The sequence below is a fragment of the Agriterribacter humi genome, assembly GCF_009192765.1.
GTDB lineage: Bacteria > Bacteroidota > Bacteroidia > Chitinophagales > Chitinophagaceae > Agriterribacter > Agriterribacter humi.
The window spans coordinates 282,752-303,536 of sequence record NZ_VOHQ01000006.1; the positions used below are offsets into that span (position 1 = coordinate 282,752).

The following is a 20,785-nucleotide window of genomic DNA, read 5'->3' on the forward strand; positions in this document are numbered from 1 at the left end:
TTAATTCATTATGATAGTTGCAGCGCTGATGGCCAGCCCGCTAAAACAACCCGTTACATTTTTACCGTTAATGGTATTCAATAAGGATGCAGGTGTAGACAGCGGACCACTGCTGTTCCTGGCTTTATTATAACTGTCCCAGAAATTATATACGCTTCTTGGCACGTTAGCCATGTAATAAGTGATGCTGTCGCCTTTCACAAAACCATAGGAGTTGGTAAGGTGCATGTAGCTGCCATTGTTATTTTCATCCGAGTTGATGATTCTTTTGCTGGTGCCCAGGCTGCCCCAGCCAAAGCTTTTTTGATTATCACTGTGCCGCCAATAAAATAGCTGGCAGTTACCGGTAGTATCCGGGTCTTTAAAATGCACCGTAATGCGCCCTTTGTTGCTTCCATCTTCATCGGTATAATGATAATCGGTGCTCAGGTGCTCTATCGGTATTGGATATAATAAAGGGGTAGAAGCAGTATATGATTCGCCATCCACTTCAATCTCCAGCAAATAATATTTCCCGGAAATACCCCGCAAGGCCCGGGCCGGGTCGGTTTGCAGTTTGGGGTCTGTATAAATACCATCGCCGATGCCTGCAGGAACGTCGGGAAGCGTCGTTTCTTCTAAAATTACAGTAGAGCTCCTGTCCCACACTATAGTATTGTTCTGCATTAAGCTGCCCTCTGATATTTTAACCATTGCATTTTTTACAGGGATACTGGAGATGTCGGCATTTTCAATGGTTTGGCTTTTGCTGAGAATTACATAGTTGTATGCCGGTATTTCAGTGTTAATGTAGGCTTCTACCACCAATTGCGGTTCGGTGTAGTCCAGGCCTATATCAAAATTTTTTTCACAGCCCGTAAAGAGCAGCAGTATGCAACCGATAAATATAATATTCAGTGCCGGGTAATAAAACCGTCGTTTTAACGTGTTCAGGTTTACAGGTTGGTAAAGTTGTAAAGCCTTCTTTGCATCATTCATACCTCAAAATTTAAAATTCCATCCAATAGCAGGTGTAATGGGAAAGAGATACACCATTTTACCCTGCAGGGATTTTTCTGATTGATTGATGTCCATATAAATAAAATAAGGATTCTGCCTGTTGTAAACATTATATACATTGAAATTCCAACTGCTGCTGAACCGCTTTTTTTTCTTTTGCCCTGGTGTATAGGTGGCGCAAATATCAAGGCGGTGATAGGCAGGTAAGCGATAATTATTGATCTCTTCATACTGATTCATACTGGTATATGATGCTGTGCGTTGGCTTACGTTAAATCCCACATTATAATTCACTCTTCCTGTAGGCATGGTAAGCGCGTTGCCGGTGCCGAACACAAAAACGGATGAAAAATTCCACCGCTGGCTTAATGTATAATTTGCCACGATGCTCAGATCATGCGTTCTGTCGTAACGGTAAGGAAATGGTTTGCCGTTGTTCATTTCCGCATACTTCCTTTGTGTTTTGCTTAATGTATAACCAATCCAGCCTGTTAATTTTCCTTTTTTCTTTTCAGCATACAGCTCTATTCCATATGCTTTTCCTTTTCCGAACATCATTTCGCCCTCAATATTCTGGTTGAGCAATAACTGGGCTCCCTGCTTAAATTCTACCTGGTTGTTTAAATCTTTATAATAAGCCTCCACATTAAACTGGTACATATTGTTGCGGGTATTTCTGAAGTAACCTATGGAAACCTGTTGGGCGATACCAGGCTCAACAATTTGTCCGGCTGGTATCCAGATGTCGCTGGGAAAGGTTGCTCCACTGGTTGTGGCCAAATGCAGGTACTGGATGGTTTTGGTATACGAAAGTTTTATATTTGAAAGAGAAGATATGCTATAATCCAAATTTAAGCGGGGCTCAGGGTATTGGTAATGCGCTATGCTTTCGCCTTTTTTATACAATTCTGTTTCTCCTGTTGGATTGCCATCATCATTATAGATTACTCTCTCGGTGGGTCCCACCTGGTTAAAATAACTGTATCTTAAGCCAGTTGCAGCACGAAGGCGTCTGCTTATTCTGAAGCTTGAGCTTAGATAGACGGCAGCTTCCCTGGCAAACTGATTGTTTATTTTTGTTTTAAATTCCTGGATGCCTTTTGTGATATCGCCTGCGCCCGGTTTAAACTTGTGCCAGATATATTGAAAACCCCAGTTGAAGTTAAATTTATGGGATGGCGAATAGTTCCAGTCGTTTTTAACCTGGTAATCGTTAACAGCGGAGGTAAAAATATAATCCGAAAGATCATAGCCGTAATAGCTGTCTAAGTCAAATGCGTTATAGATCATTGAAACAGATTGCTTCAGCTTTCCGTGCAGCATTTGTTGTTTCCAGGTGACCCCGGCAATGGTATTTCCCCAGTTGGCATCGAATAAGTTGTTTTTATCGTTGGTGTATGAAAATTTGTCTTTCCCGTTGTAAAAAGTAAACAGCAGTTTATTGTTGTTGTTTATTTCATAATCAGCTCTCGCATTTATATCATAGAAATAGTATCCGTTATTGCCGATTCTTTTCTTTGCAAAGACTTTTGCCACCTGGTCAATATACGTTCTGCGGCCGCTTATGATGAAAGAAGCTTTGTTTTTAACCAATGGCCCCTCTATTGAAAGTTTGGACGAAATTAAACCGATGCCGCCGCTGATTTTCAGTGAATCTTTATCGCCCTCCCTGGTATCAATTGATATTACGCTGCTTAACCTGCCTCCATAAGCTGCATTCATATCGCCTTTTTTAACGCTTACACTTTTTATGGCTTCACCGTTAAATACGCTGAAAAAACCTAAAAGATGATTCGGATTGTAAACAGGAATATCATCTAAAAGAATCAGGTTCTGATCGGGTCCCCCACCTCGTACATATATGCCTGAGCCCGCTTCTCCCCCGCTTTTTATACCGGGCAACAGGGTAATTGTTTTTAACGGATCTGTTTCACCCAGAATTACAGGCAGTTTTTTTAACTGATCAATACCTAAAGAATAGAAACTCATTTCATTTTTGCTGTTGTTTTTTCCTGCGGTAACAACAACATTGCTGAGTTCGTTTTCCTTTTGAATAAGCACCAGGTTAATGGTAGTATCGGAAAGCAGGGTGATGTTCAGCAAGCGGCTGTAATATCCTACTGCACTGGCTTCTACCAGGTGATTTCCCTTTGCACAAACCTGCAACAATTTTCCGGTTGAATCGGCGAGCATACGATACCCGTCTATCTCAACAGTAGCATTGCTTACGGGAGTTTGTATGTTGTTTAAGATATGAATGCTTACACTAACGGTTTGGGCATTAGCAGTGTAAATGCACTGCAACAAACAAAGCAGTAGGAGACCTTTTACAAAACAATATGTTGTTCTGAGATTGCGCATGCCAGTATTCACTTTTAAAATGGTACGAATGGACAACCTTTATGGTTGTGCCAGAGTTTTCGGCATGGCTTTTCACACGGATCGGGTGTTTCATGAAGTTGAAAGAACGGACTACAAGGTATTTATTTTAGCTAATTATTGTGTAAACCTGTATCTTTTTTTCGGCTGTTTGTGCCCATATTGAAGTATTAATGCTGCTGTAAAGTGTAAGGGGGTGATCCACAAACTATTAAGGGGAAACACGTAGCGTTGACAAATGATACTTTTTTACCGAATCAATGAAAATGGTTCTTTAAAAGCCGCTTTTTTGCCAAAATAAAACCTGGGGGTGGGCTATTGGGCGATCATTCTTTGTTTTACTTGTTTTGATAAACCCGATGCGGGTACATCATTAATTAGGGGAACCATTTGTGGTTGATACAATGATCCGGCATTTCCCGCTAACCCTTATTTTATATCTTTGCCGCTCAATTATGAACATGAATATTGATTTTAAAAAATACAGCGATGGATTAGTGCCGGCTGTAGTACAGGATAATGATACACAAAAAGTGCTGATGCTGGGTTTTATGAATGATGAGGCTTTACAAAAAACCATGAAGGAGGGAAAAGTTACTTTTTATAGCAGGAGTAAAAAAAGGTTATGGACCAAGGGAGAAGAAAGCGGGAATTTCCTGGAATTAAGATCTGTTGCCGCCGATTGTGATCATGATACTTTGCTGATCAAAGCCCATCCCCTGGGACCGGTATGTCATACGGGAGCAGATACCTGCTGGTCAGAAAAAAATCACAACGAAAACTTTTTACAATACCTGGAAGATATTATTGAACTGCGGAAAAAAACTTCACCTGAAACTTCATACGTGGCATCATTGTTTTCCAAAGGCATTAATAAAATTGCCCAGAAAGTAGGTGAAGAAGCGGTTGAAACGGTAATTGAAGCCAAAGATGATAACGATGCGTTATTCCTTAATGAGGCAGCCGATCTCCTGTTTCATTATCTCATTCTTTTAAACGCAAAAGGATACCGCTTAAAAGATGTTACCCGCCTACTGCAGGAACGGCATTCGAAATAAGAGAAAATTTTAACTGCTTCCTGATGGTTGGGGGAAAGGTGTAAGGTGTAAGGTATGAGGTGTAGGGGGTAAGGCAAAAGAAGAGTGCTACGTTTACTATTTTTAGAATAAAATATGACACATGTCTGCTAACGGGCAATGCTATCCACCTGCGCCAGTTTGGAGGTTAAGCCGATAATCCAACATATTATCTGCAACCAATTGAATTCAGCATGACGAATAGTTTTTGTAACTCAAATATTTTTCCTCATAGCTTTAACAGCAGGCGCTCATTTGATCTGGCAATGCGGGAATCTGTTGTAGATAAATTCAATAGTAAAAAGCCACAGCAAAAAATGCAACTGATTCCTGTTGGACAGGCTTTGAATGGTGAACCATTAGTTACCGTCAGCGAAGAAACGGCGATCAGGCTGAAAACCATTGCGTGGGAGTCTGTTAAAAAATATAAAGCAAAGTGCAAGCCTTAGTAATATTCTTAAAACAGAATGGTGCAGATAAATCTCCGGAATTTGATTGTATGGGATGCATAAAATTTGAAAACGGTAAAATAAGTTAAGTGAAAAAGCGAACAGCTATATTTAAATCTCTTTTGCCATTATTATTGTTTAGTGGAAACGCAGGAGCGTTCAGGTCTGATTTTCAGGAAAAAATAAAAGATCCGCAACAGGAAATCTTTGTTTCTCCTGCAGGAAAAGATTCGGACCCGGGTACGCTAAAAAAGCCATTGCGTACCATTCAAAAGGCAATAAACAAAGCCACTGCCGGAAAAACAGTTACATTGCTTGCAGGCGAATACAGCCTTAATGCCCCGGTTACCTTGTCAGCAAAAGGCACTCCCAACGGATGGATAACCCTGCGCGGAGCAAAAGGTGCTAAAGTAATCCTTGATGGAATAAAAATAAATATTCCTGATTCCGGAATGTATCCAGGGAATAATGGATTAATACAAGTTCAGGATGCCGGATACATTCGCATTCAGAATATTCATGTGCGCAATTCGCATCGCGCCGGAATCAATATTCAGGAAAGCAAATATGTGGATGTTGTAAACTGTATTTCCGAGAACAGCCTTTCACCGGGTATTGCTGCCTGGCAACGTTGTGAATATATCCGGGTTTTAGGAAATACGGTTATTAATGCCAATGATATGAAAATGAGCTGGACGCCCTATAAAGGACATGAAGCGCCACACGAGGCTATCAGCATGGCCGGAGCCCATCATTTTGAGGTTGCATGGAATCATGTTTACAACTGTCAAAAGGAAGGTATAGATGTTAAAGAAACCGCTGCATATGGCATTGTTCATCACAATTATGTTCATCATCTCAAAAGGCAGGGATTGTATATAGATGGATGGTTTGGACAATTAGAGGAAATTGAGATGTATGATAACGTTGTGCATGACTGCGAATCGGGCATTGCTATTTCATCAGAAGAAGGACCCAATACTAAAAATATAAAGATCCATCACAACCTGGTATATAATAACAGGGCCTCGGGTTTGTTTTTTTCAAGATGGGGCGCTGATAATCCACGTGAAAATGTAGCGATTTACAACAATACATTTTATAGAAATGGCTGGGGGGTTAATTTTTCCGGCGATCCTCAATACTGGCTCAGCGGTGGGGGTTATTTGTATTCAACAAACCTTAAAAATGTTAGCATCATAAACAACATTTTCGCTCATAATTTCCCATTCGAAATTGGACACACGTCACGTTTGGCAGGAAACTGGATTGCAGAAAAGAATATTAATATCAGTAATAATCTTATTCAGGATATAAACAAATTTAGTTATCCTATGTACCTGAAAACATGGTTAAAGGATAGTGTATATGCAATGACCGGGACACATGCAATTTTAGACGATCCTCAATTTGCTGATCCGGAAAATGGCGATTTCAGGCTTAAAGCAAATTCACCCGCGGCACATGCAGGATATGCTTACCCGGCAAAGAATCCAACTGACTATTTAGGAGTTTTTCCTCCCGGTATTGGCAGGGATAATTTTTGGTGGACAGGTAAATTTCCTCCGGAGATTGATATAGAAAACTATGGAAAATAAACGATCTGTTTAAACAATCCGGATCTTGGTTACCTTGCTTAGCTCGTTAACCGGTAGCTTAGGTGAGTTTAAATGCTACTAACGGATATTAAAATAAAGATATGAATAATAAGATGTTGGTTCTGATTGTAACAGTAGCTTTGTTTTCTTGCATGATTAAAATGAACAAATTTGTTTTTACCGTAACTCAATGCTGATATCTGACAGCCAACTTCCCGGGTTTAATATTTAAAAAGAAAGGTGAAAGATTTCCGGAAGATTGATTATTCAATCGCTCCGCCTTACCTTTCACCTCTGACTTCTCACTTTTCACCTCTCACCATTCACTACATCACCGTAAAATCAGTTTCGGTATCACCCCATAATAAACTCACTTTCCCGCTTTCATCCACATTAATGGTAAATTTTTCTGCAAAAGCCGGGGCTTTAGCAGGTTTAACTTTTACCCTTAAAGCGTCCTTGCTTTCATCATATTTAAAAGCGCCCCATTGTTCCCATGTTTTATTGAATATAATTGTCCATTCATCATCACCTGCAATGGTAAACAAACCATATTTGCCTGCGGGTAAGTCCTGTCCTTCAACTTTTATGTCTTTATCTGTTTCAAAAACAGTGGCCTTATTGGCTCCTGTACGCCATACCTTGCCCGGCAGCGGTTCAAGATCCTTACCAATGGTTCTGCCTTTTACAGATGGCTGGCTGTAATCAATTTTAATGGTAGCGCCGCTTGTTATTTTTGCCGAAGCAGTAGCGGGAGGACTGGCCGGAGCTTTATTATCCTGTGCGAAAGCCGTACCTGTTGTTAGCAGCAAAACTGCTATTGCCGGAAATAGGAATAATCTTTTCATATTGTTGTAGTTTTTAATACTAAATTATCTCAATATTCATGCCATCAGTACTATCCCAGTTGTCGCTTGTACAATTGAATTACATTCTCCAATCCCAGGTAAAGCGCATCGCATATTAAAGCATGGCCTATGGAAACCTCGTTTATCCAGGGAATTTGTTGCTTAAAGTAACTGAGATTATGCATGTCAAGGTCGTGCCCTGCGTTTATACCCAATCCCAGTTCTTTAGCGCGTTGGGCTGCAGACAAGTAAGGGGCAACAGCACCTTCTTTATCTGTAAGATAATTTTTTGCATATCCCTCCGTATACAATTCTATCCTGTTGGTTCCCGTTGCGGCGGCTCCCTCCACCATTTCAATAACAGGATCAACAAATAGGGATACCCGGATGCCGGCTTGCTGAAAAACCCGGATCATCTCTGTTAAATAATCTTTATGCTTTATCGTATCCCATCCGTGGTCGCTGGTAATTTGTCCCAGGTCATCGGGTACCAATGTTACCTGGTGGGGTTTGGTTTCCAGCACAAGGTCAACAAATTTCCTCTCCCTGCAATTCCCTTCAATATTGAATTCTGTGCTGATTATCTTTTTTATTTCCCTTACATCGCTGTAGCGGATATGTCTTTCATCGGGCCTGGGATGTACCGTTATGCCATCGGCGCCAAAGCGTTCTATGTCTCTTGCTGCTTTTAGTACATCCGGGTTATTGCCGCCACGGCTGTTTCGCAGTGTGGCGATTTTATTTATGTTTACCGAAAGTTTAGTGGTATGATGCATATCCAAAATTAAAGCCTTATTTAGTATTATTTTACAGGCTGTATCCCGGTTTTCAATATATTTACAAAGGCTAAACAAAAGTTTACTAAAAATCTACTGATGCAATCAATCAAACAACTGCTCACAGGTTCCAAAGCGTTTTTTATTGTGTGGTGTATGGTGGCGGCCTTTGGTACCTATTTTTGCATGTATGCTTTCAGGAAGCCCTTTAATGCCGGAACCTATGAGGGGTTGTCTTTATGGGGGATAAACTATAAGGTGGTACTTATTATTGCGCAGGTGTTTGGTTATATGATTTCCAAATTCATTGGAATAAAAGTAATATCGGAGTTAAAAGCCGCAAGCCGTACACAACTGATCATTGGATTAATCCTTTTTGCTGAAATAGCACTGTTGTTTTTTGGCTGGGTACCTCATCCCTACAATTTTGTTTTTTTATTCATGAACGGGCTTCCGCTGGGAATGATTTGGGGCATTGTATTCAGCTATCTCGAAGGTAGAAGATTTACAGAAGTGCTGGCTATCGGCCTTAGTGTAAGCCTGATCGTTTCATCGGGCATGTTAAAAACCATTTATTTTGACGTACGCGAATGGTTACCTGCCGTAGGAGAGTTCTGGATGCCTTTTGTAATGGGCTTATTGTTTCTGCCTTTGTTCCTTTTGTTTGTATGGATGTTGTCTGTTATTCCTGCTCCTTCAAAGGAAGATATGGCTTTGCGGGCCCCGCGGCTGCCAATGACCAATACAGACAAACGAATAGTATTCCGGCGCTATGGATGGGGTTTGGTATCCTTTATTATACTCTATACTTTTTTGGCAACCCTGCGCGATTTCAGGGATAATTTTACAGTTGAAATATGGAATGAAGTAGACCCGGGCTGGGATAAAAATGTATTTACCCAAACAGAGGCCATTACCAGTATAATAGTACTGGCGGTTATAGGAAGTCTGTCTGCTATTAAGAACAACTTTAAAGGATTTTGGGCGGTGAACGGCATTATAGGCGCTGGGTTTATCATAACGGGAATAGCTACCTTCCTGTTTCAAAAGCATATTCTTTCCCCTTTCTGGTGGATGCTGTTATTGGGCACAGGCCTTTTTCTCGCTTACATGCCCATGCAAATTGCATTGTTTGAACGCATGATCGCTCATTTCCGCATTAAGGCCAATGCAGGTTTTTTTGTATATATGTGCGATTCTATCGGCTATCTCGGGAGTGTTGTGCTGATGCTGTATAAAGAGTTTTTTATGAAAGAAATGAACTGGTCGGTAGTACTCATGAAGTTTACCTATCTCCAGGCTGTGATATCTCTTTTATTGCTGGCAATGGCATGTATATTTTTTTACAGATCTGCCGTTCGTGCAAAGAAAAGTGATTCACCGGTTGCAGCCGGATTTCAAAATGCATAAACACATCACTATTAATATTTATAATGTATGTCTGATCGGTCTTTATTATTTACTCCGGGGCCTCTTTCTACATCTTTAAGCGTAAAAGAAGCCATGCTGAAAGATATGGGTTCCCGTGATCATGTATTTATAGATGCAGTAAAAGATATCCGCAATGGGTTATTGCACCTGGCTCATGTTAGTAAGGAGGATGGTTATGAATGCGTAATCATCCAGGGATCCGGCACTTTTGCTGTGGAAAGTGTGATAAGCAGTGTAGTGGGGGAGAAGGACAAATTGCTGATACTGGCCAATGGCGCCTATGGAGAAAGAATTGTAAAAATGGCAAGGATCCACCGGCTGAACCATGAAGTGCTCCGCTTTGATGAGGATGCTGTAGTAACCCCGGAAACAACGGAAACATTTTTAAAAGATCATCCCGGCATCACGCATGTAGCCTGTATTCACAGCGAAACCACTACAGGTTTGTTTAATCCTGTAACGGAAATTGGTGCGGTTTGTAAAAAGTATGGCAAAATATTTATAGTAGATGCCATGAGCAGTTTTGGAGGAGTTGCAATGGATATGAAGGCCATGCACATTGATTTTCTCGTTTCTTCTTCTAATAAATGCATTGAGGGCGTTCCGGGTTTTGCTTTTGCATTATGCAAACGCAGTGTGCTGGAAAAAGCAAAAGGGCAGGCACGCAGCCTGAGTCTTGATTTATATGACCAGTGGGCCGGGCTGGAAGCCAGCGGGCAATTCCGGTTTACACCACCTACCTTAAGTCTTATGGCTTTCCGGCAGGCCATGAAAGAACTGCAAGAGGAAGGCGGTATCCCTGCCCGTGAGCAAAGGTATAAAACCAATAAACAAATACTGGATGAGGGAATGACCGCACTCGGGTTTAAACAATACCTCAAACCGGAGATCCAGGGACATATCATTTCTTCTTTCTTATATCCTTCAGATCCTGGGTTTAATTTTGAACTTTTTTATGAAAAGTTAAACAAAAGGGGATTTGTAATTTATCCCGGCAAGCTCAGCAAGGCCAATGCTTTCCGGATTGGCAATATCGGGCAAATTTTTCCGGATGATGTAAAAGCATTGCTTGCTGCTATTGAGGAAGTGCTGAAGGAAGATGCCGTGGCGGTTTAAAACCCATGAGGCTTGCGGGTAAGAATTACAGCGTGGTAAAGCCCCATAGGGTTAAATAAAGATGGAAAAGTGAAAAGTGAGAGGGTGGAAGGTGAAAGAAGAAGTATATATCCTGTCGTTAGCAGCTACTCACCTCAAGGCTCCTGCTACCTAAACTATAAATCTCAAATCGCGAATTCAAAAAAACAATACCTTTAAAAAAAGGATTGTTTATCATGAGCAATGAACTTCGCAGCCGCGGCTGGTTTGGAAAAACAGGTAAAGATGGTTTTATATACCGTGCATGGATGAAAAACCAGGGTATCCCTTCCTATGAATTTGAAGGAAAGCCTGTTATCGGTATTTGTAATACCTGGTCGGAATTAACACCCTGCAATGCCCATTTCAGGGAATTGGCCGAATCCGTAAAGCGTGGTATATCCGAGGCAGGAGGCTTCCCGGTTGAATTTCCCGTAATGTCTTTGGGTGAAACGCTGATCAAGCCTACGGCTATGCTTTACCGTAACCTGGCCAGCATGGACGTGGAAGAATCCATCCGCGCCAACCCCATGGACGGCGTGGTATTGCTTTGTGGCTGTGATAAAACCACGCCTTCCTTAGTAATGGGGGCGTGCAGTGTAAATTTACCAACCCTTGTTGTTTCGGGCGGGCCTATGCTCACGGGCAAGTATAAGGGCAAAGATATCAGCACAAGCGATATCTGGCGTTTCAGTGAAGCCGTGCGGTCGGGCTCCATGTCGCAGGAAGCGCTGAGCGTTGCGGAAGCCTGCATGTGCAGGAGCAGGGGACATTGCGCCGTAATGGGCACCGCTTCTACAATGGCCTGCATGGTAGAATCGCTTGGTTTGTCGCTGCCGGGTAATGCCGCCATTCCGGCGGCCGATTCACGAAGAAAAGTGCTGGCACAACTGTCTGGCATCCGTATCGTGGAAATGGTGAAAGAAAACCTGAGGCTATCGGATATACTCACCCGAAAATCATTTGAAAATGCTATTAAGGTAAATGCAGCTATAGGGGGGTCTACCAATTTTGTATTGCATTTATTGGCCATAGCCGGAAGGATAGGAGTGGAGCTTTCTATTGAAGATTTTGATATTCATTCCAAAGACATACCACTTCTCGCTAACCTGCAGCCCTCTGGAAAATATTTTATGGAAGATCTGTACTATGCAGGAGGATTACCGGCGGTGATGAAGGAAATGGAAGATATGCTGCATAAAGATTGCATAACCGCAAATGGTAAAACAGTAGCAGAAAATTTTTCCGATGCTGAATGCTACGACCGTGAAGTGATTTCTACCAGTGCAGAACCCTTCAATGAAATATCAGGTATAGTGGTGCTCAAAGGAAATGTTTGCGAAGAGGGCGCAGTGCTGAAACCTTCGGCTGCCAGCGCACATTTGCTGAAACATACAGGCAGAGCAGTAGTGTTTGAAGATATTGAAGATTATAAGAACAGGATTGATGACCCCGAACTGGATATTGATGAAACCTGCGTAATGGTGCTGAAAAACGTAGGACCAGCCGGTTATCCGGGTATGCCCGAAGTAGGTAATATGGGGATGCCTAAAAAATTACTCTCTAAAGGCGTTACAGATATGGTTCGCATTTCTGATGGCAGAATGAGTGGAACTGGCTTCGGAACAGTGGTACTGCACGTATCACCCGAAGCTGCTGTTGGCGGCAATCTTTCGCTTATACAAAATGGTGATATGATTACACTTGATGTGGAGAAGAGATTATTGCATGCAGATATAACAGCAGAAGCATTGAAAAAAAGAAAAGCGCAAAGAGTACAACCTCCTTCCCCTTACAATCGCGGCTATGTAAACCTCTATCTCAGGCATGTGGAGCAGGCGCATCTGGGTGCTGATTTTGATTTTCTCAGGGGCTCATCGGGCAGTGAAGTAACAAGAGATTCCCATTAGATTTGAAACCTGCCTGCCGGCAGGTAAGTTTAAGATTTAAGATTTGAAATGTATCATATGCAGGCTTCTTCAAAAATATTTAACGAACAGGTAGCAATTGTAACAGGTGCGGGTCAGGGGATTGGTTTTGAAATTGCAAGGCAGTTATGTGCACAGGGCGCATCGGTTGTATTGAATGATGTAAATGAAAAATTAGCAACCGAAGCCGCTGCTGCTATTGCCAAAGAAGGCTATTCCTGTATTGCATTACCGGGCGATGTATCATCCCCGGATTTTATTACCACAATGGTCAATGAAACAGTAGCACAATTTGGTAAACTCACTATTGCTGTTGCCAATGCCGGCATTACCCTATTTGGCGACTTCCTGGATTACCCTCCCGACTCATTGTATAAAGTAATGCAGCTAAACCTGGGCGGTAGTTTCTTGCTGGCGCAGGCTACGGCCAAACAAATCATACAGCAAGATACCGGCGGAAGTATATTATTCATGTCATCGGTTACCGGCCACCAGGCGCATAAAAAACTGGCAGCGTATGGCATGACCAAAGCTGCTCTTGAAATGTTGGCCAAGACCCTTGTAGTGGAACTTTCTGAGCATAATATTTCGGTGAATGCTATAGCGCCGGGCGCTACGGTAACAGAACGCACAAGCGATGATCCGGAATATGTGCCTGTATGGAGCCGTATTACACCTATGGGCCGCCCGGCCCAGGTGCAGGACATTGCCAATGCTGCTTTGTTTCTTGTATCTCCTGCATCACGGCATATAACCGGTCAAAGCCTGGTAGTGGATGGTGGCTGGACTTCAGTAAGCCCTTCACCCTATTAAGCCGTTGATCTTTGTTAATTCATGTACGTAAACAACCGAATGAAAATAGTAATTGCTATTATGCTCTTTGTTTCATTTTCTCATTTTTCGGGTGCGCAAAATGCAAACCAGCTCCATGCATTTCTATCGGATAGCCTGGATGTGATAAAAGAAAGAGCACAGCAACAAATTTGCGCGACACGTTACATGGAAGGTAAGCTGTTGCTTGAAACCGATACTTTACCGGGATGGAAAGGAATACCCGTAGCATTGTATGAGTACTCCGTATTTGATAAAGTATATCAAAAAAAATTAACTACGCAGGTATACATGGCCAATGCAAACAGCGAAAGATTGGCCAGGTGGATTATTTCAACCTGTTACACGATTACAGGAGCATTAGATAAAGAGGATACCGATATGCTCATTAAATCCATACGCAGCGCGTCTGGCGGACAATTTCCCGTACAGGGTGTGGTGTATGAAGATATGTATGGTACCGGTCAAAAAGGATATAATTTTAAAGATGGAGTAACGGTATACCTGCAAAAAGATTTTGACGGGGATATATCGGTTATTAATATTGATAATATAGCGCGAACAGGCAAATACGCCCGTATTATAAGTACCACAAGGGAACAATATAAGGCTTATGGTGGAACAAAAGATACCACGGCATTACACTGGCTAACTGCTGTTCGGGAAGAATATAAAAAGGCCTTGCAATCGGATACCAATCTGCTGATATTGAGCTGGGCAAAGCAAAACCTCGTACCTGCCAAAAATTAAATGATTTATATGCTTCCTGTTCTTCCCCCATCCACCGGAATACTTGCTCCGTTTACATAGGAAGCTGCAGGAGAAGCGAGAAAAGCGGCAACATTCGCTATTTCTTCGGGTAGTCCAAACCGTTTTAACGGGATATTATCCGTCATTTCTTTTTCCACCATCTCCCTGCTGGTATTTTTCTTTTTTACTGTTTCTTCTATTAAGCTGTCGAGCCGGTCTGTTTTGGTAGAACCCGGTAATATATTATTTACGGTAACATTATATTGTCCTGCTTCATTTGATAAAGTTTTGGCCCAGGCTGCTACTGCTGCACGTACAGTATTGGATACGCCAAGATTGTGCAGCGGAATTTTTACTGATGCAGAGATGATGTTTATTATCCGGCCATATCCTTCTTTCTTCATACCGGGTAAAACACATTGTGCTAATAATTGATTATTGATAATGTGCTGGCGAAAGGCATTTTCAAACGCAGCCGTTGAAGCTTCAGCAAGAGGTCCCGGAGGTGGTCCGCCGGTATTATTGATGAGAATATGAATGTTTATTTTTGAAACCACTGATTCGATAGCGGCTTTTACAGTGGCAGGCTCAGAAAAATCAGCCACGCGATAACCATGTTCCTGCCCATCTTTATGTGGCAAACTATGTACATTTTCTTTTAGTAAGGGTTCATTACGCGCAAATAAAGTACAATTTGCTCCCAGCAAGGCCAGTTCTTTTGCTATTGCCAGTCCAATACCCCGTGTGCTGCCGCAAACAACAGCGTTCTTGCCTTTAAGGGATAACTCCATTGCTTCTTATTTATCGGCAAATGTAAGTAAGATCATCGGCTTTCCTCTTGCGCCAGGCTTCAGCAATGCACAAAAATATTTCTTCAGGAATGTTTAATAACCAAGAATAGCTTTAGCTTTGCGCCGCTGAAATAGAGTTGTCGAAGCTTTTGCATCTTCATTCACAACCCGGCCATAAATTTTATAGTTAACCTGTGCCTTTTATATACCTTTTTACCATGAGTATCGTTAATGGAAATATGAAAAGCATTTCTTTACTTGTTGTTGTTATTTCATTGTTCCCGCTATATGCCTGCCGGCAAAAAACACCGTTTATACCGGAATTAGCAGCCCCTAATACCGCCATGGTTCAATCCGTTGTTCCGGAAAGCATGATAGCTGGTGCGGCAACAATAATGTCACGTCCCGAAGTGCCTGTATTATGCTATCACCAGATCAGGGAATGGCGGGGAAATGAATCAAGAGGGGTAAAAGATGTGGTGGTGCCCCCCGCTGCTTTTAAAAGCCAGTTACAGTTATTGGCCGATAGCGGGTACCAAACTGTGTTGCCCGATGATTTGTATGCTTACCTCACTACCGGAAAGCCACTGCCGGCAAAACCCATTATGCTTACCTATGATGACAGCGACCTGGATCAATATAAAATTGCCGCTCCCGAAATGAAGAAACATGGATTCAAGGGCGTGTTTTTTATTATGACTGTTTCCTTAGGACGTTCTATATACATGAACAGGGCTCAGGTTAAGGAATTGTCTGACGAAGGTCATGTAATTGCTTCGCATACCTGGGATCATAAGAATGTAAAAAAGTACGCGGATGGCGATTGGGAAATGCAGATCGTTAAACCCGTCAGGCAACTGGAAGAAATTACGGGTAAAAAGATCCGGTATTTTGCTTATCCTTTTGGCGCATGGAATAAGGAAGCCATACCCGAACTAAAAAAATACGATATAAAAGCGGCTTTTCAATTGTCAGCCAAACGTGATTCAACCGAGCCATTATATACCATTCGCCGTATGATCGTTCCTGGTGACTGGAGTGCTACAACCATGTACCGGGCTATGAAGAGGACATTTAAGGGGTAGAAGGTATGAGGTATGACCGAGGTGTAAGGTATGTCATTGGTGAGTGTTGTCGTATCCAGCCTATCATTAGTAGTTACTTCAGTAATGATCCGTGTGGCCGGCAACCTTTTTAGCGATCTTTTCAGTAGGTTTGTGAAAAATTATTATCCGATGAATAAGATAATGTACATCATAGCGGTACTGTTTTTGGTTGCCTGCAAAAACAAAGAAAAAGAAGTTGAAGTAACGGCTAATGTGCCACCTGTTGAAAAGCCTGCTGTTCATTCTGAGGCCTTTAATACATCGTTTAAAAATGTGCTCGACCGGTATTACAGCCTCCGCGATGCATTGATTGCCAGTGATACTGCTGCCGCTAACCAGGCTGCTGCACTGCTTCTGCGGTCCGCTGATGAACTGAAATTAGACGAATTGAAAAAAATTGATACGAATAATATTATCATTCCTACCGCACAAACCTATACTGGTGGCATCAACAGTGAAAGTAAAGGTTTACTTGGGGAAGCCGGTATAGAAGGCAAACGCAAATCTTTCCAGATGATCTCCGCTAATTTGTTTGACCTGACCAGAACAGTGAGATATGCTGAAGAAAAGGTATATCTCCTGCATTGTCCTATGGCGTTTAATAATGCGGGAGCCGACTGGTTGAGCAATTCAACAGAAATTAAAAATCCTTACTTTGGGAGTAAAATGCTTACCTGCGGGTCAGTGAAAGATTCTGTTGTATTAAGATAAATTTGTCTTACTATATCCGGAACCGGGAAAATAACTTAATGAAAAGAATATTTTTTCTTTTTTTTGTTGCAATATTTTTTTGCAGGCCGGCAGCGGCCCAGGAAAAAATTGACCAGGAAATGATGCAGCGCATCAGGAATGAGGGCCTCAATCATTCTAAAGTGATGGATATTGCTTTTCATTTAACGGATGTAAGCGGTCCCCGGCTCACCGTATCGCCGGGCTTTACCAGGGCCGCTAATTGGGCAAAAGAACAACTAACGGGCTGGGGACTGGAAAATGCCATGCTGGAACCCTGGGGAGAGTTTGGCAAAGGCTGGGAACTGCAAAAAATGTATATAGCGCAAACCAAGCCCTACTACCGGCCCCTGATCGCGTTTCCAAAAACCTGGACAAGCGGAACGGGCGGATTAAAAAAAGCTGCAGTAATACTGGTTGATGCTGACGATTCTGTTGATTTTGTGAGCAAATACAGTGGAAAACTAAAAAATAAGATCATCATCATCAACCAGCAGGATACTTTAAAGCCGGGTTTTAAGGCAGACGCCCGCAGGTATACAAACGAAGAATTAAAGGCTATGTCCGACAGAAAGCCTGCCATACCTGCGTATCCGCGGCCTGCAGGACCCACACGAAACAGCAGAAGCGTCATCTCCCTGCAGAATGATATAAAGGAAGTGGCTAAAAAGGAAGGTGCGCTTGCCATACTTACTTACAGTATGCGTGGCCGTGATGGTACCTTGTTTGTACAGGGAGGCGGTGGATACAAGAAAGACGATCCTGAAAACTTTACAGATATTATGATGGCAGTGGAAGATTATAAGAGTATAGTAAGATTGCTGCAGGCCAGTATTCCGGTAGAGATAGAAACGGATATACAAACACGTTTTATTCCGGATGATACGAAAGGATACAATGTGCTGGGAGAAATAAAAGGAACGGACAATAAATTAAAAGACGAAGTGGTGATGCTTGGAGCCCATCTTGATTCGTGGCATGGCGCAACCGGGGCAACAGATAATGCGGCCGGGTCGGCGGTAATGATGGAGGCTGTACGCATATTAAAAACTTTAGGTATACAACCCCGGCGCACAATTCGTATAGCTTTGTGGAGCGGCGAAGAACAGGGTTTGCATGGTTCAAGGAATTATGTAAAAAATCACATAGCTGATCCCGCTACTATGGAACTTAAACCCGGGCATGCTAAAATATCAACGTACTTTAATTTGGATAATGGCACAGGTAAAATACGGGGTATTTACCTGCAGGGAAATGAAGCATGCAGATCCATCTTTTCGCAATGGTTCAAACCTTTCAGGGATTTGGGCGCAGGAACAGTTACGATAAGCAATACCGGCGGTACCGACCACCTGTCTTTTGATGCTGTTGGTATACCCGGCTTTCAGTTTATACAGGATCCTATTGAATACAGTACCCGCACGCATCATACCAATATGGATTCTTATGATCACTTACTGGCAGATGACCTGAAACAGGCGGCCACTATTATTGCCGCATTTGTATATAACGCCGCTATGCGCGATAAACAGATGCCCAGGAAAGCATTGCCGCAGGTGAGGCAGTAAACTGATGGAGGCTAGAGGGTATAGGGTGTAAGGTGAAAGGTTGAAAGTGTGTAAATGTGTATGGGGAGGGAGGATATCACCAATGTTTTTCTTCTCTTAGTCTGATTATATGTGCTGTGTGATGTTTGCCGTGCCAGGCATAGCTGCCCAATAACTCCCAAAGCGTTATCGTTTTCTTTTGTTCGGGATGGAATACTGTTCTGTCCCAATCCTTTATTCTAAACTGTTCTAACAGGTAATACCACCTGGCATGAAGCGCATGCAGGAGTGTAATAGAAATATTTACGGGCACGTGCTGTACATCTGGTAATTCGGCCCACAATTTTTCGTCGTAAGGTTTTATTACCGGGTTGGTTTCTGTTATGCCCAGCCTAAAACGGCAATAAGCGTTGATATGGCTATCGGCTACATGATGCACCAATTGCTGTATGGTCCATCCCCCTTCCCGGTAAGCTGTGTGCAATTGCTGCTCATCTAAATTCAGCAATGCATTTTCAAGCAATTGTGGCAAATGCCGGATATCGGCAATCCAATCTTCTTTCTTTTGTTCAGAAAAAGGTTCGGGTGTATATTTCCCAATTGGATAACGGGGGTCATGTGTCATAATAGTGGGTTATAACGGTATGCAGTATACGCTGTTTGTTCAGCAGAAATTATAGCTTTTGCCCTGGCATATCAGGAAGATAAGCGTAGTGACAACTGCCACACACATTCACAATTCACTACTCACTATTGACAATTCACCCCGTCCGAACGGTGTTCAGCCGGGCGGCCACTCACTAATTCACAATATCAATCAGCTCCACGTCAAAGATCAGTGCAGCGCCTCCGGGTATGCTGCCGCCAGCTCCCTGTTCGCCATAGCCTAAAGTATAGGGAATGTAAAACTTAAATCTTGAACCAACGGGCATGAGTTGCACTCCTTCCGTCCAGCCTTTTATAACCTGGTTCAGCGCAAAAGAAATGGGTTCGCCCCTGTCGCGCGAGCTGTCGAATTTCTTGCCATTGATCAAAAAGCCTTCGTAGTGTACTTTTACCGTGCTGGTATCGGCAGGTTTAGGACCGGTTCCCAATTTCAGTACTTCATACTGAAGCCCGCTGGGCGTAACTTTTACGCCGTCTCTTTTTTTGTTTTCTGCAAGGAATTTTTCACCCTCATCAATAGTCCCCTGCGATTTTTTGCGCATAAATGCCTGTAGTTGTTCTCTTACTGTCATATCTGCCTGTTGACTGGTTAATAATGTTTTTTTCTCTTTCAATACTTCATCGAACCCTTTATTCATTAAAGCATAATTGATGGTATCAACACCCTGCGATTTAAAAAAAGTAGCATCAATCATGCCTAAAGCATAACTCAAACTGTCTAATGCATTCGACAATACAGGAGTTTGCGGCTTGGCCTCAGCAAATACAATATGTGAAGTGTCGGCAGCCATTTCTTTAATGGAGGAACATGCCGGGAATAAGCTGATAAGTCCAATGGTAACTACACTGTATGTAATGTTGTTGAAAATCCTTTTTTTCATGCGACTTTACTATTTGTTTTTAGAATTATTCATTTCGTAAAGCATGTCCTGTAAGATGGATGAATACATCTTCCAGGTTTGCTTTTTTTACCTCTTTGGGCCTTTCAAATCCCGATGCTACCAGCTCATCAATCAACTGGTCGGGCGAATGCAGCGCTATAATTTTTCCCTTGTCCATAATGGCAACCCTGTCACAAAGTATTTCCGCCTCGTCCATATAATGTGTGGTAATAATAATCGTAACGCCCTTTGATCGGATATCTCTTATCAGTTCCCACAGATTTCTGCGTGCCTGCGGATCAAGCCCTGTTGTGGGCTCATCTAAAAAAATAATCCTGGGCTTATTAATTAAAGTAGTGGCTATGGAAAAACGTTGTTTTTGTCCGCCGCTGAGCTCCTTGTATTTGTTCTTTGCTTTATCTTCAAGATTAACGAGGTGAAGCAATTCGGTTGCATTAACCGGTTCATTGTATAATCCGCTGAAAAGAGCGATCAGTTGCACAAGGTTAAGCCCGGGATAAAAACCTGAAGTTTGTAACTGCACCCCGATGATCTGTTTTATTTTATCTGTATTTTTATCAAGGTTATAGCCATCTATCATTACCTCACCACTTGTTTTTTTACGGAGGGTTTCCATAATTTCCAGGGTAGAAGATTTTCCCGCTCCATTTGGACCTAATAGTCCGAATATTTCTCCCTCATACACGCTAAAACTGATTCCTTTTACGGCTTCGAAATGGCCATAATTTTTTACCAGGTTCTTTACGGTAATTACTTCTTTCCGGTGCATGAGGGGCAAGATAATGCAGTTAAGGATTATGGCAAATTATTTAACGGAAAACTGTGCATCCCTATCTTTGCGTATT

General features: G+C 42.3%; 19 protein-coding genes. 11 read left to right on the forward strand and 8 right to left on the reverse strand.

The features are described 5' to 3' along the window. Nucleotides 1-978 carry a DUF4249 family protein gene (locus FRX45_RS12830; RefSeq protein ID WP_152268828.1) on the reverse strand — a complete coding sequence of 326 codons (978 nt, stop codon included), beginning with the start codon at nt 976-978 and terminating at the stop codon, nt 1-3. Nucleotides 979-981: 3 nt separating this feature from the next. Then, entirely contained in the window at nt 982-3,360 is a 2,379-nt protein-coding gene (locus FRX45_RS12835) for a TonB-dependent receptor plug domain-containing protein (RefSeq protein WP_152268829.1), read from the reverse strand. A gap of 473 nt (nt 3,361-3,833) precedes the next feature. Between FRX45_RS12835 and hisIE the strand changes: the two genes are divergently transcribed. The 3 genes from hisIE (at nt 3,834) to FRX45_RS12850 (ending at nt 6,501) form a co-directional block, all read left to right on the forward strand. Continuing rightward, the gene (hisIE, locus tag FRX45_RS12840; protein ID WP_226805332.1) at nt 3,834-4,436 is read left to right on the forward strand and encodes a bifunctional phosphoribosyl-AMP cyclohydrolase/phosphoribosyl-ATP diphosphatase HisIE; all 603 of its coding nucleotides are present in this window, start codon (nt 3,834-3,836) and stop codon (nt 4,434-4,436) included. A 212-nt stretch (nt 4,437-4,648) separates the two neighbouring features. Next, on the forward strand, nt 4,649-4,903 hold the full coding sequence (locus FRX45_RS12845) for a hypothetical protein (RefSeq protein ID WP_152268830.1): 255 nt from the start codon (nt 4,649-4,651) through the stop codon (nt 4,901-4,903). An 89-nt stretch (nt 4,904-4,992) separates the two neighbouring features. Next, entirely contained in the window at nt 4,993-6,501 is a 1,509-nt protein-coding gene (locus tag FRX45_RS12850; protein ID WP_152268831.1) for a right-handed parallel beta-helix repeat-containing protein, read from the forward strand. A gap of 326 nt (nt 6,502-6,827) precedes the next feature. Here the strand turns inward: FRX45_RS12850 and FRX45_RS12855 are convergent, their stop codons facing one another. Then, a complete protein-coding gene (locus FRX45_RS12855; protein ID WP_152268832.1) occupies nt 6,828-7,349 on the reverse strand; it encodes a DUF2911 domain-containing protein in 522 nt (173 codons plus the stop codon). Between the two features lie 50 nt (nt 7,350-7,399). Further along, nucleotides 7,400-8,125 carry a pyridoxine 5'-phosphate synthase gene (locus FRX45_RS12860; RefSeq protein WP_152268833.1) on the reverse strand — a complete coding sequence of 242 codons (726 nt, stop codon included), beginning with the start codon at nt 8,123-8,125 and terminating at the stop codon, nt 7,400-7,402. Between the two features lie 99 nt (nt 8,126-8,224). Between FRX45_RS12860 and FRX45_RS12865 the strand changes: the two genes are divergently transcribed. The 5 genes from FRX45_RS12865 (at nt 8,225) to FRX45_RS12885 (ending at nt 14,199) form a co-directional block, all read left to right on the forward strand. Beyond that, complete coding sequence (locus tag FRX45_RS12865; RefSeq protein ID WP_152268834.1) at nt 8,225-9,535, forward strand: DUF5690 family protein; 1,311 nt, start codon at nt 8,225-8,227, stop codon at nt 9,533-9,535. Between the two features lie 27 nt (nt 9,536-9,562). Then, entirely contained in the window at nt 9,563-10,672 is a 1,110-nt protein-coding gene (locus FRX45_RS12870; protein ID WP_152268835.1) for a 2-aminoethylphosphonate--pyruvate transaminase, read from the forward strand. Nucleotides 10,673-10,887: 215 nt separating this feature from the next. Beyond that, the gene (locus FRX45_RS12875) at nt 10,888-12,600 is read left to right on the forward strand and encodes an IlvD/Edd family dehydratase (RefSeq protein ID WP_152268836.1); all 1,713 of its coding nucleotides are present in this window, start codon (nt 10,888-10,890) and stop codon (nt 12,598-12,600) included. Between the two features lie 57 nt (nt 12,601-12,657). Beyond that, nucleotides 12,658-13,431 carry an SDR family NAD(P)-dependent oxidoreductase gene (locus tag FRX45_RS12880; RefSeq protein ID WP_152268837.1) on the forward strand — a complete coding sequence of 258 codons (774 nt, stop codon included), beginning with the start codon at nt 12,658-12,660 and terminating at the stop codon, nt 13,429-13,431. Between the two features lie 39 nt (nt 13,432-13,470). After that, nucleotides 13,471-14,199, forward strand: coding sequence for a cellulase (locus FRX45_RS12885; protein WP_152268838.1), 729 nt, complete (start codon nt 13,471-13,473; stop codon nt 14,197-14,199). Between the two features lie 5 nt (nt 14,200-14,204). Here FRX45_RS12885 and FRX45_RS12890 read toward each other — a convergent pair whose 3' ends face one another. Next, the gene (locus FRX45_RS12890) at nt 14,205-14,990 is read right to left on the reverse strand and encodes an SDR family oxidoreductase (protein ID WP_152268839.1); all 786 of its coding nucleotides are present in this window, start codon (nt 14,988-14,990) and stop codon (nt 14,205-14,207) included. A 218-nt stretch (nt 14,991-15,208) separates the two neighbouring features. On the opposite strand from FRX45_RS12890, the gene FRX45_RS12895 reads away from it, so the two are divergent. The 3 genes from FRX45_RS12895 (at nt 15,209) to FRX45_RS12905 (ending at nt 18,393) form a co-directional block, all read left to right on the forward strand. After that, nucleotides 15,209-16,075, forward strand: a complete 867-nt coding sequence (locus FRX45_RS12895) for a polysaccharide deacetylase family protein (protein WP_152268840.1) — start codon at nt 15,209-15,211, stop codon at nt 16,073-16,075. Between the two features lie 150 nt (nt 16,076-16,225). Continuing rightward, nucleotides 16,226-16,807 carry a DUF3347 domain-containing protein gene (locus FRX45_RS12900; protein WP_193311689.1) on the forward strand — a complete coding sequence of 194 codons (582 nt, stop codon included), beginning with the start codon at nt 16,226-16,228 and terminating at the stop codon, nt 16,805-16,807. Nucleotides 16,808-16,845: 38 nt separating this feature from the next. After that, entirely contained in the window at nt 16,846-18,393 is a 1,548-nt protein-coding gene (locus FRX45_RS12905; protein ID WP_152268842.1) for a M28 family metallopeptidase, read from the forward strand. A gap of 76 nt (nt 18,394-18,469) precedes the next feature. Here the strand turns inward: FRX45_RS12905 and FRX45_RS12910 are convergent, their stop codons facing one another. From FRX45_RS12910 to FRX45_RS12920, 3 genes are all read right to left on the reverse strand, one after another. After that, complete coding sequence (locus FRX45_RS12910) at nt 18,470-18,997, reverse strand: YfiT family bacillithiol transferase (RefSeq protein ID WP_152268843.1); 528 nt, start codon at nt 18,995-18,997, stop codon at nt 18,470-18,472. Between the two features lie 175 nt (nt 18,998-19,172). Then, nucleotides 19,173-19,919, reverse strand: coding sequence for an FKBP-type peptidyl-prolyl cis-trans isomerase (locus FRX45_RS12915; protein WP_152268844.1), 747 nt, complete (start codon nt 19,917-19,919; stop codon nt 19,173-19,175). A 25-nt stretch (nt 19,920-19,944) separates the two neighbouring features. After that, nucleotides 19,945-20,709: an ABC transporter ATP-binding protein gene (locus tag FRX45_RS12920; protein ID WP_152268845.1), complete on the reverse strand. Its 765-nt coding sequence runs from the start codon at nt 20,707-20,709 to the stop codon at nt 19,945-19,947. Between the last annotated feature and the right edge of the window lie 76 nt (nt 20,710-20,785).

What these genes read in the sequence shown, in the direction of transcription:
- FRX45_RS12905 (WP_152268842.1), top strand. Translation starts at nt 16,846, where the DNA reads ATGAAAAGAATATTTTTTCTTTTTTTTGTTGCAATATTTTTTTGCAGG.
- FRX45_RS12860 (WP_152268833.1), bottom strand. Translation starts at nt 8,125, where the DNA reads ATGCATCATACCACTAAACTTTCGGTAAACATAAATAAAATCGCCACA.
- FRX45_RS12880 (WP_152268837.1), top strand. Translation starts at nt 12,658, where the DNA reads ATGCAGGCTTCTTCAAAAATATTTAACGAACAGGTAGCAATTGTAACA.
- FRX45_RS12920 (WP_152268845.1), bottom strand. Translation starts at nt 20,709, where the DNA reads ATGCACCGGAAAGAAGTAATTACCGTAAAGAACCTGGTAAAAAATTAT.
- FRX45_RS12870 (WP_152268835.1), top strand. Translation starts at nt 9,563, where the DNA reads ATGTCTGATCGGTCTTTATTATTTACTCCGGGGCCTCTTTCTACATCT.
- FRX45_RS12895 (WP_152268840.1), top strand. Translation starts at nt 15,209, where the DNA reads ATGAGTATCGTTAATGGAAATATGAAAAGCATTTCTTTACTTGTTGTT.
- FRX45_RS12900 (WP_193311689.1), top strand. Translation starts at nt 16,226, where the DNA reads ATGAATAAGATAATGTACATCATAGCGGTACTGTTTTTGGTTGCCTGC.
- FRX45_RS12855 (WP_152268832.1), bottom strand. Translation starts at nt 7,349, where the DNA reads ATGAAAAGATTATTCCTATTTCCGGCAATAGCAGTTTTGCTGCTAACA.
- FRX45_RS12910 (WP_152268843.1), bottom strand. Translation starts at nt 18,997, where the DNA reads ATGACACATGACCCCCGTTATCCAATTGGGAAATATACACCCGAACCT.
- FRX45_RS12885 (WP_152268838.1), top strand. Translation starts at nt 13,471, where the DNA reads ATGAAAATAGTAATTGCTATTATGCTCTTTGTTTCATTTTCTCATTTT.
- FRX45_RS12890 (WP_152268839.1), bottom strand. Translation starts at nt 14,990, where the DNA reads ATGGAGTTATCCCTTAAAGGCAAGAACGCTGTTGTTTGCGGCAGCACA.
- FRX45_RS12915 (WP_152268844.1), bottom strand. Translation starts at nt 19,919, where the DNA reads ATGAAAAAAAGGATTTTCAACAACATTACATACAGTGTAGTTACCATT.
- FRX45_RS12830 (WP_152268828.1), bottom strand. Translation starts at nt 978, where the DNA reads ATGAATGATGCAAAGAAGGCTTTACAACTTTACCAACCTGTAAACCTG.
- FRX45_RS12875 (WP_152268836.1), top strand. Translation starts at nt 10,888, where the DNA reads ATGAGCAATGAACTTCGCAGCCGCGGCTGGTTTGGAAAAACAGGTAAA.
- FRX45_RS12835 (WP_152268829.1), bottom strand. Translation starts at nt 3,360, where the DNA reads ATGCGCAATCTCAGAACAACATATTGTTTTGTAAAAGGTCTCCTACTG.
- hisIE (WP_226805332.1), top strand. Translation starts at nt 3,834, where the DNA reads ATGAACATGAATATTGATTTTAAAAAATACAGCGATGGATTAGTGCCG.
- FRX45_RS12865 (WP_152268834.1), top strand. Translation starts at nt 8,225, where the DNA reads ATGCAATCAATCAAACAACTGCTCACAGGTTCCAAAGCGTTTTTTATT.
- FRX45_RS12845 (WP_152268830.1), top strand. Translation starts at nt 4,649, where the DNA reads ATGACGAATAGTTTTTGTAACTCAAATATTTTTCCTCATAGCTTTAAC.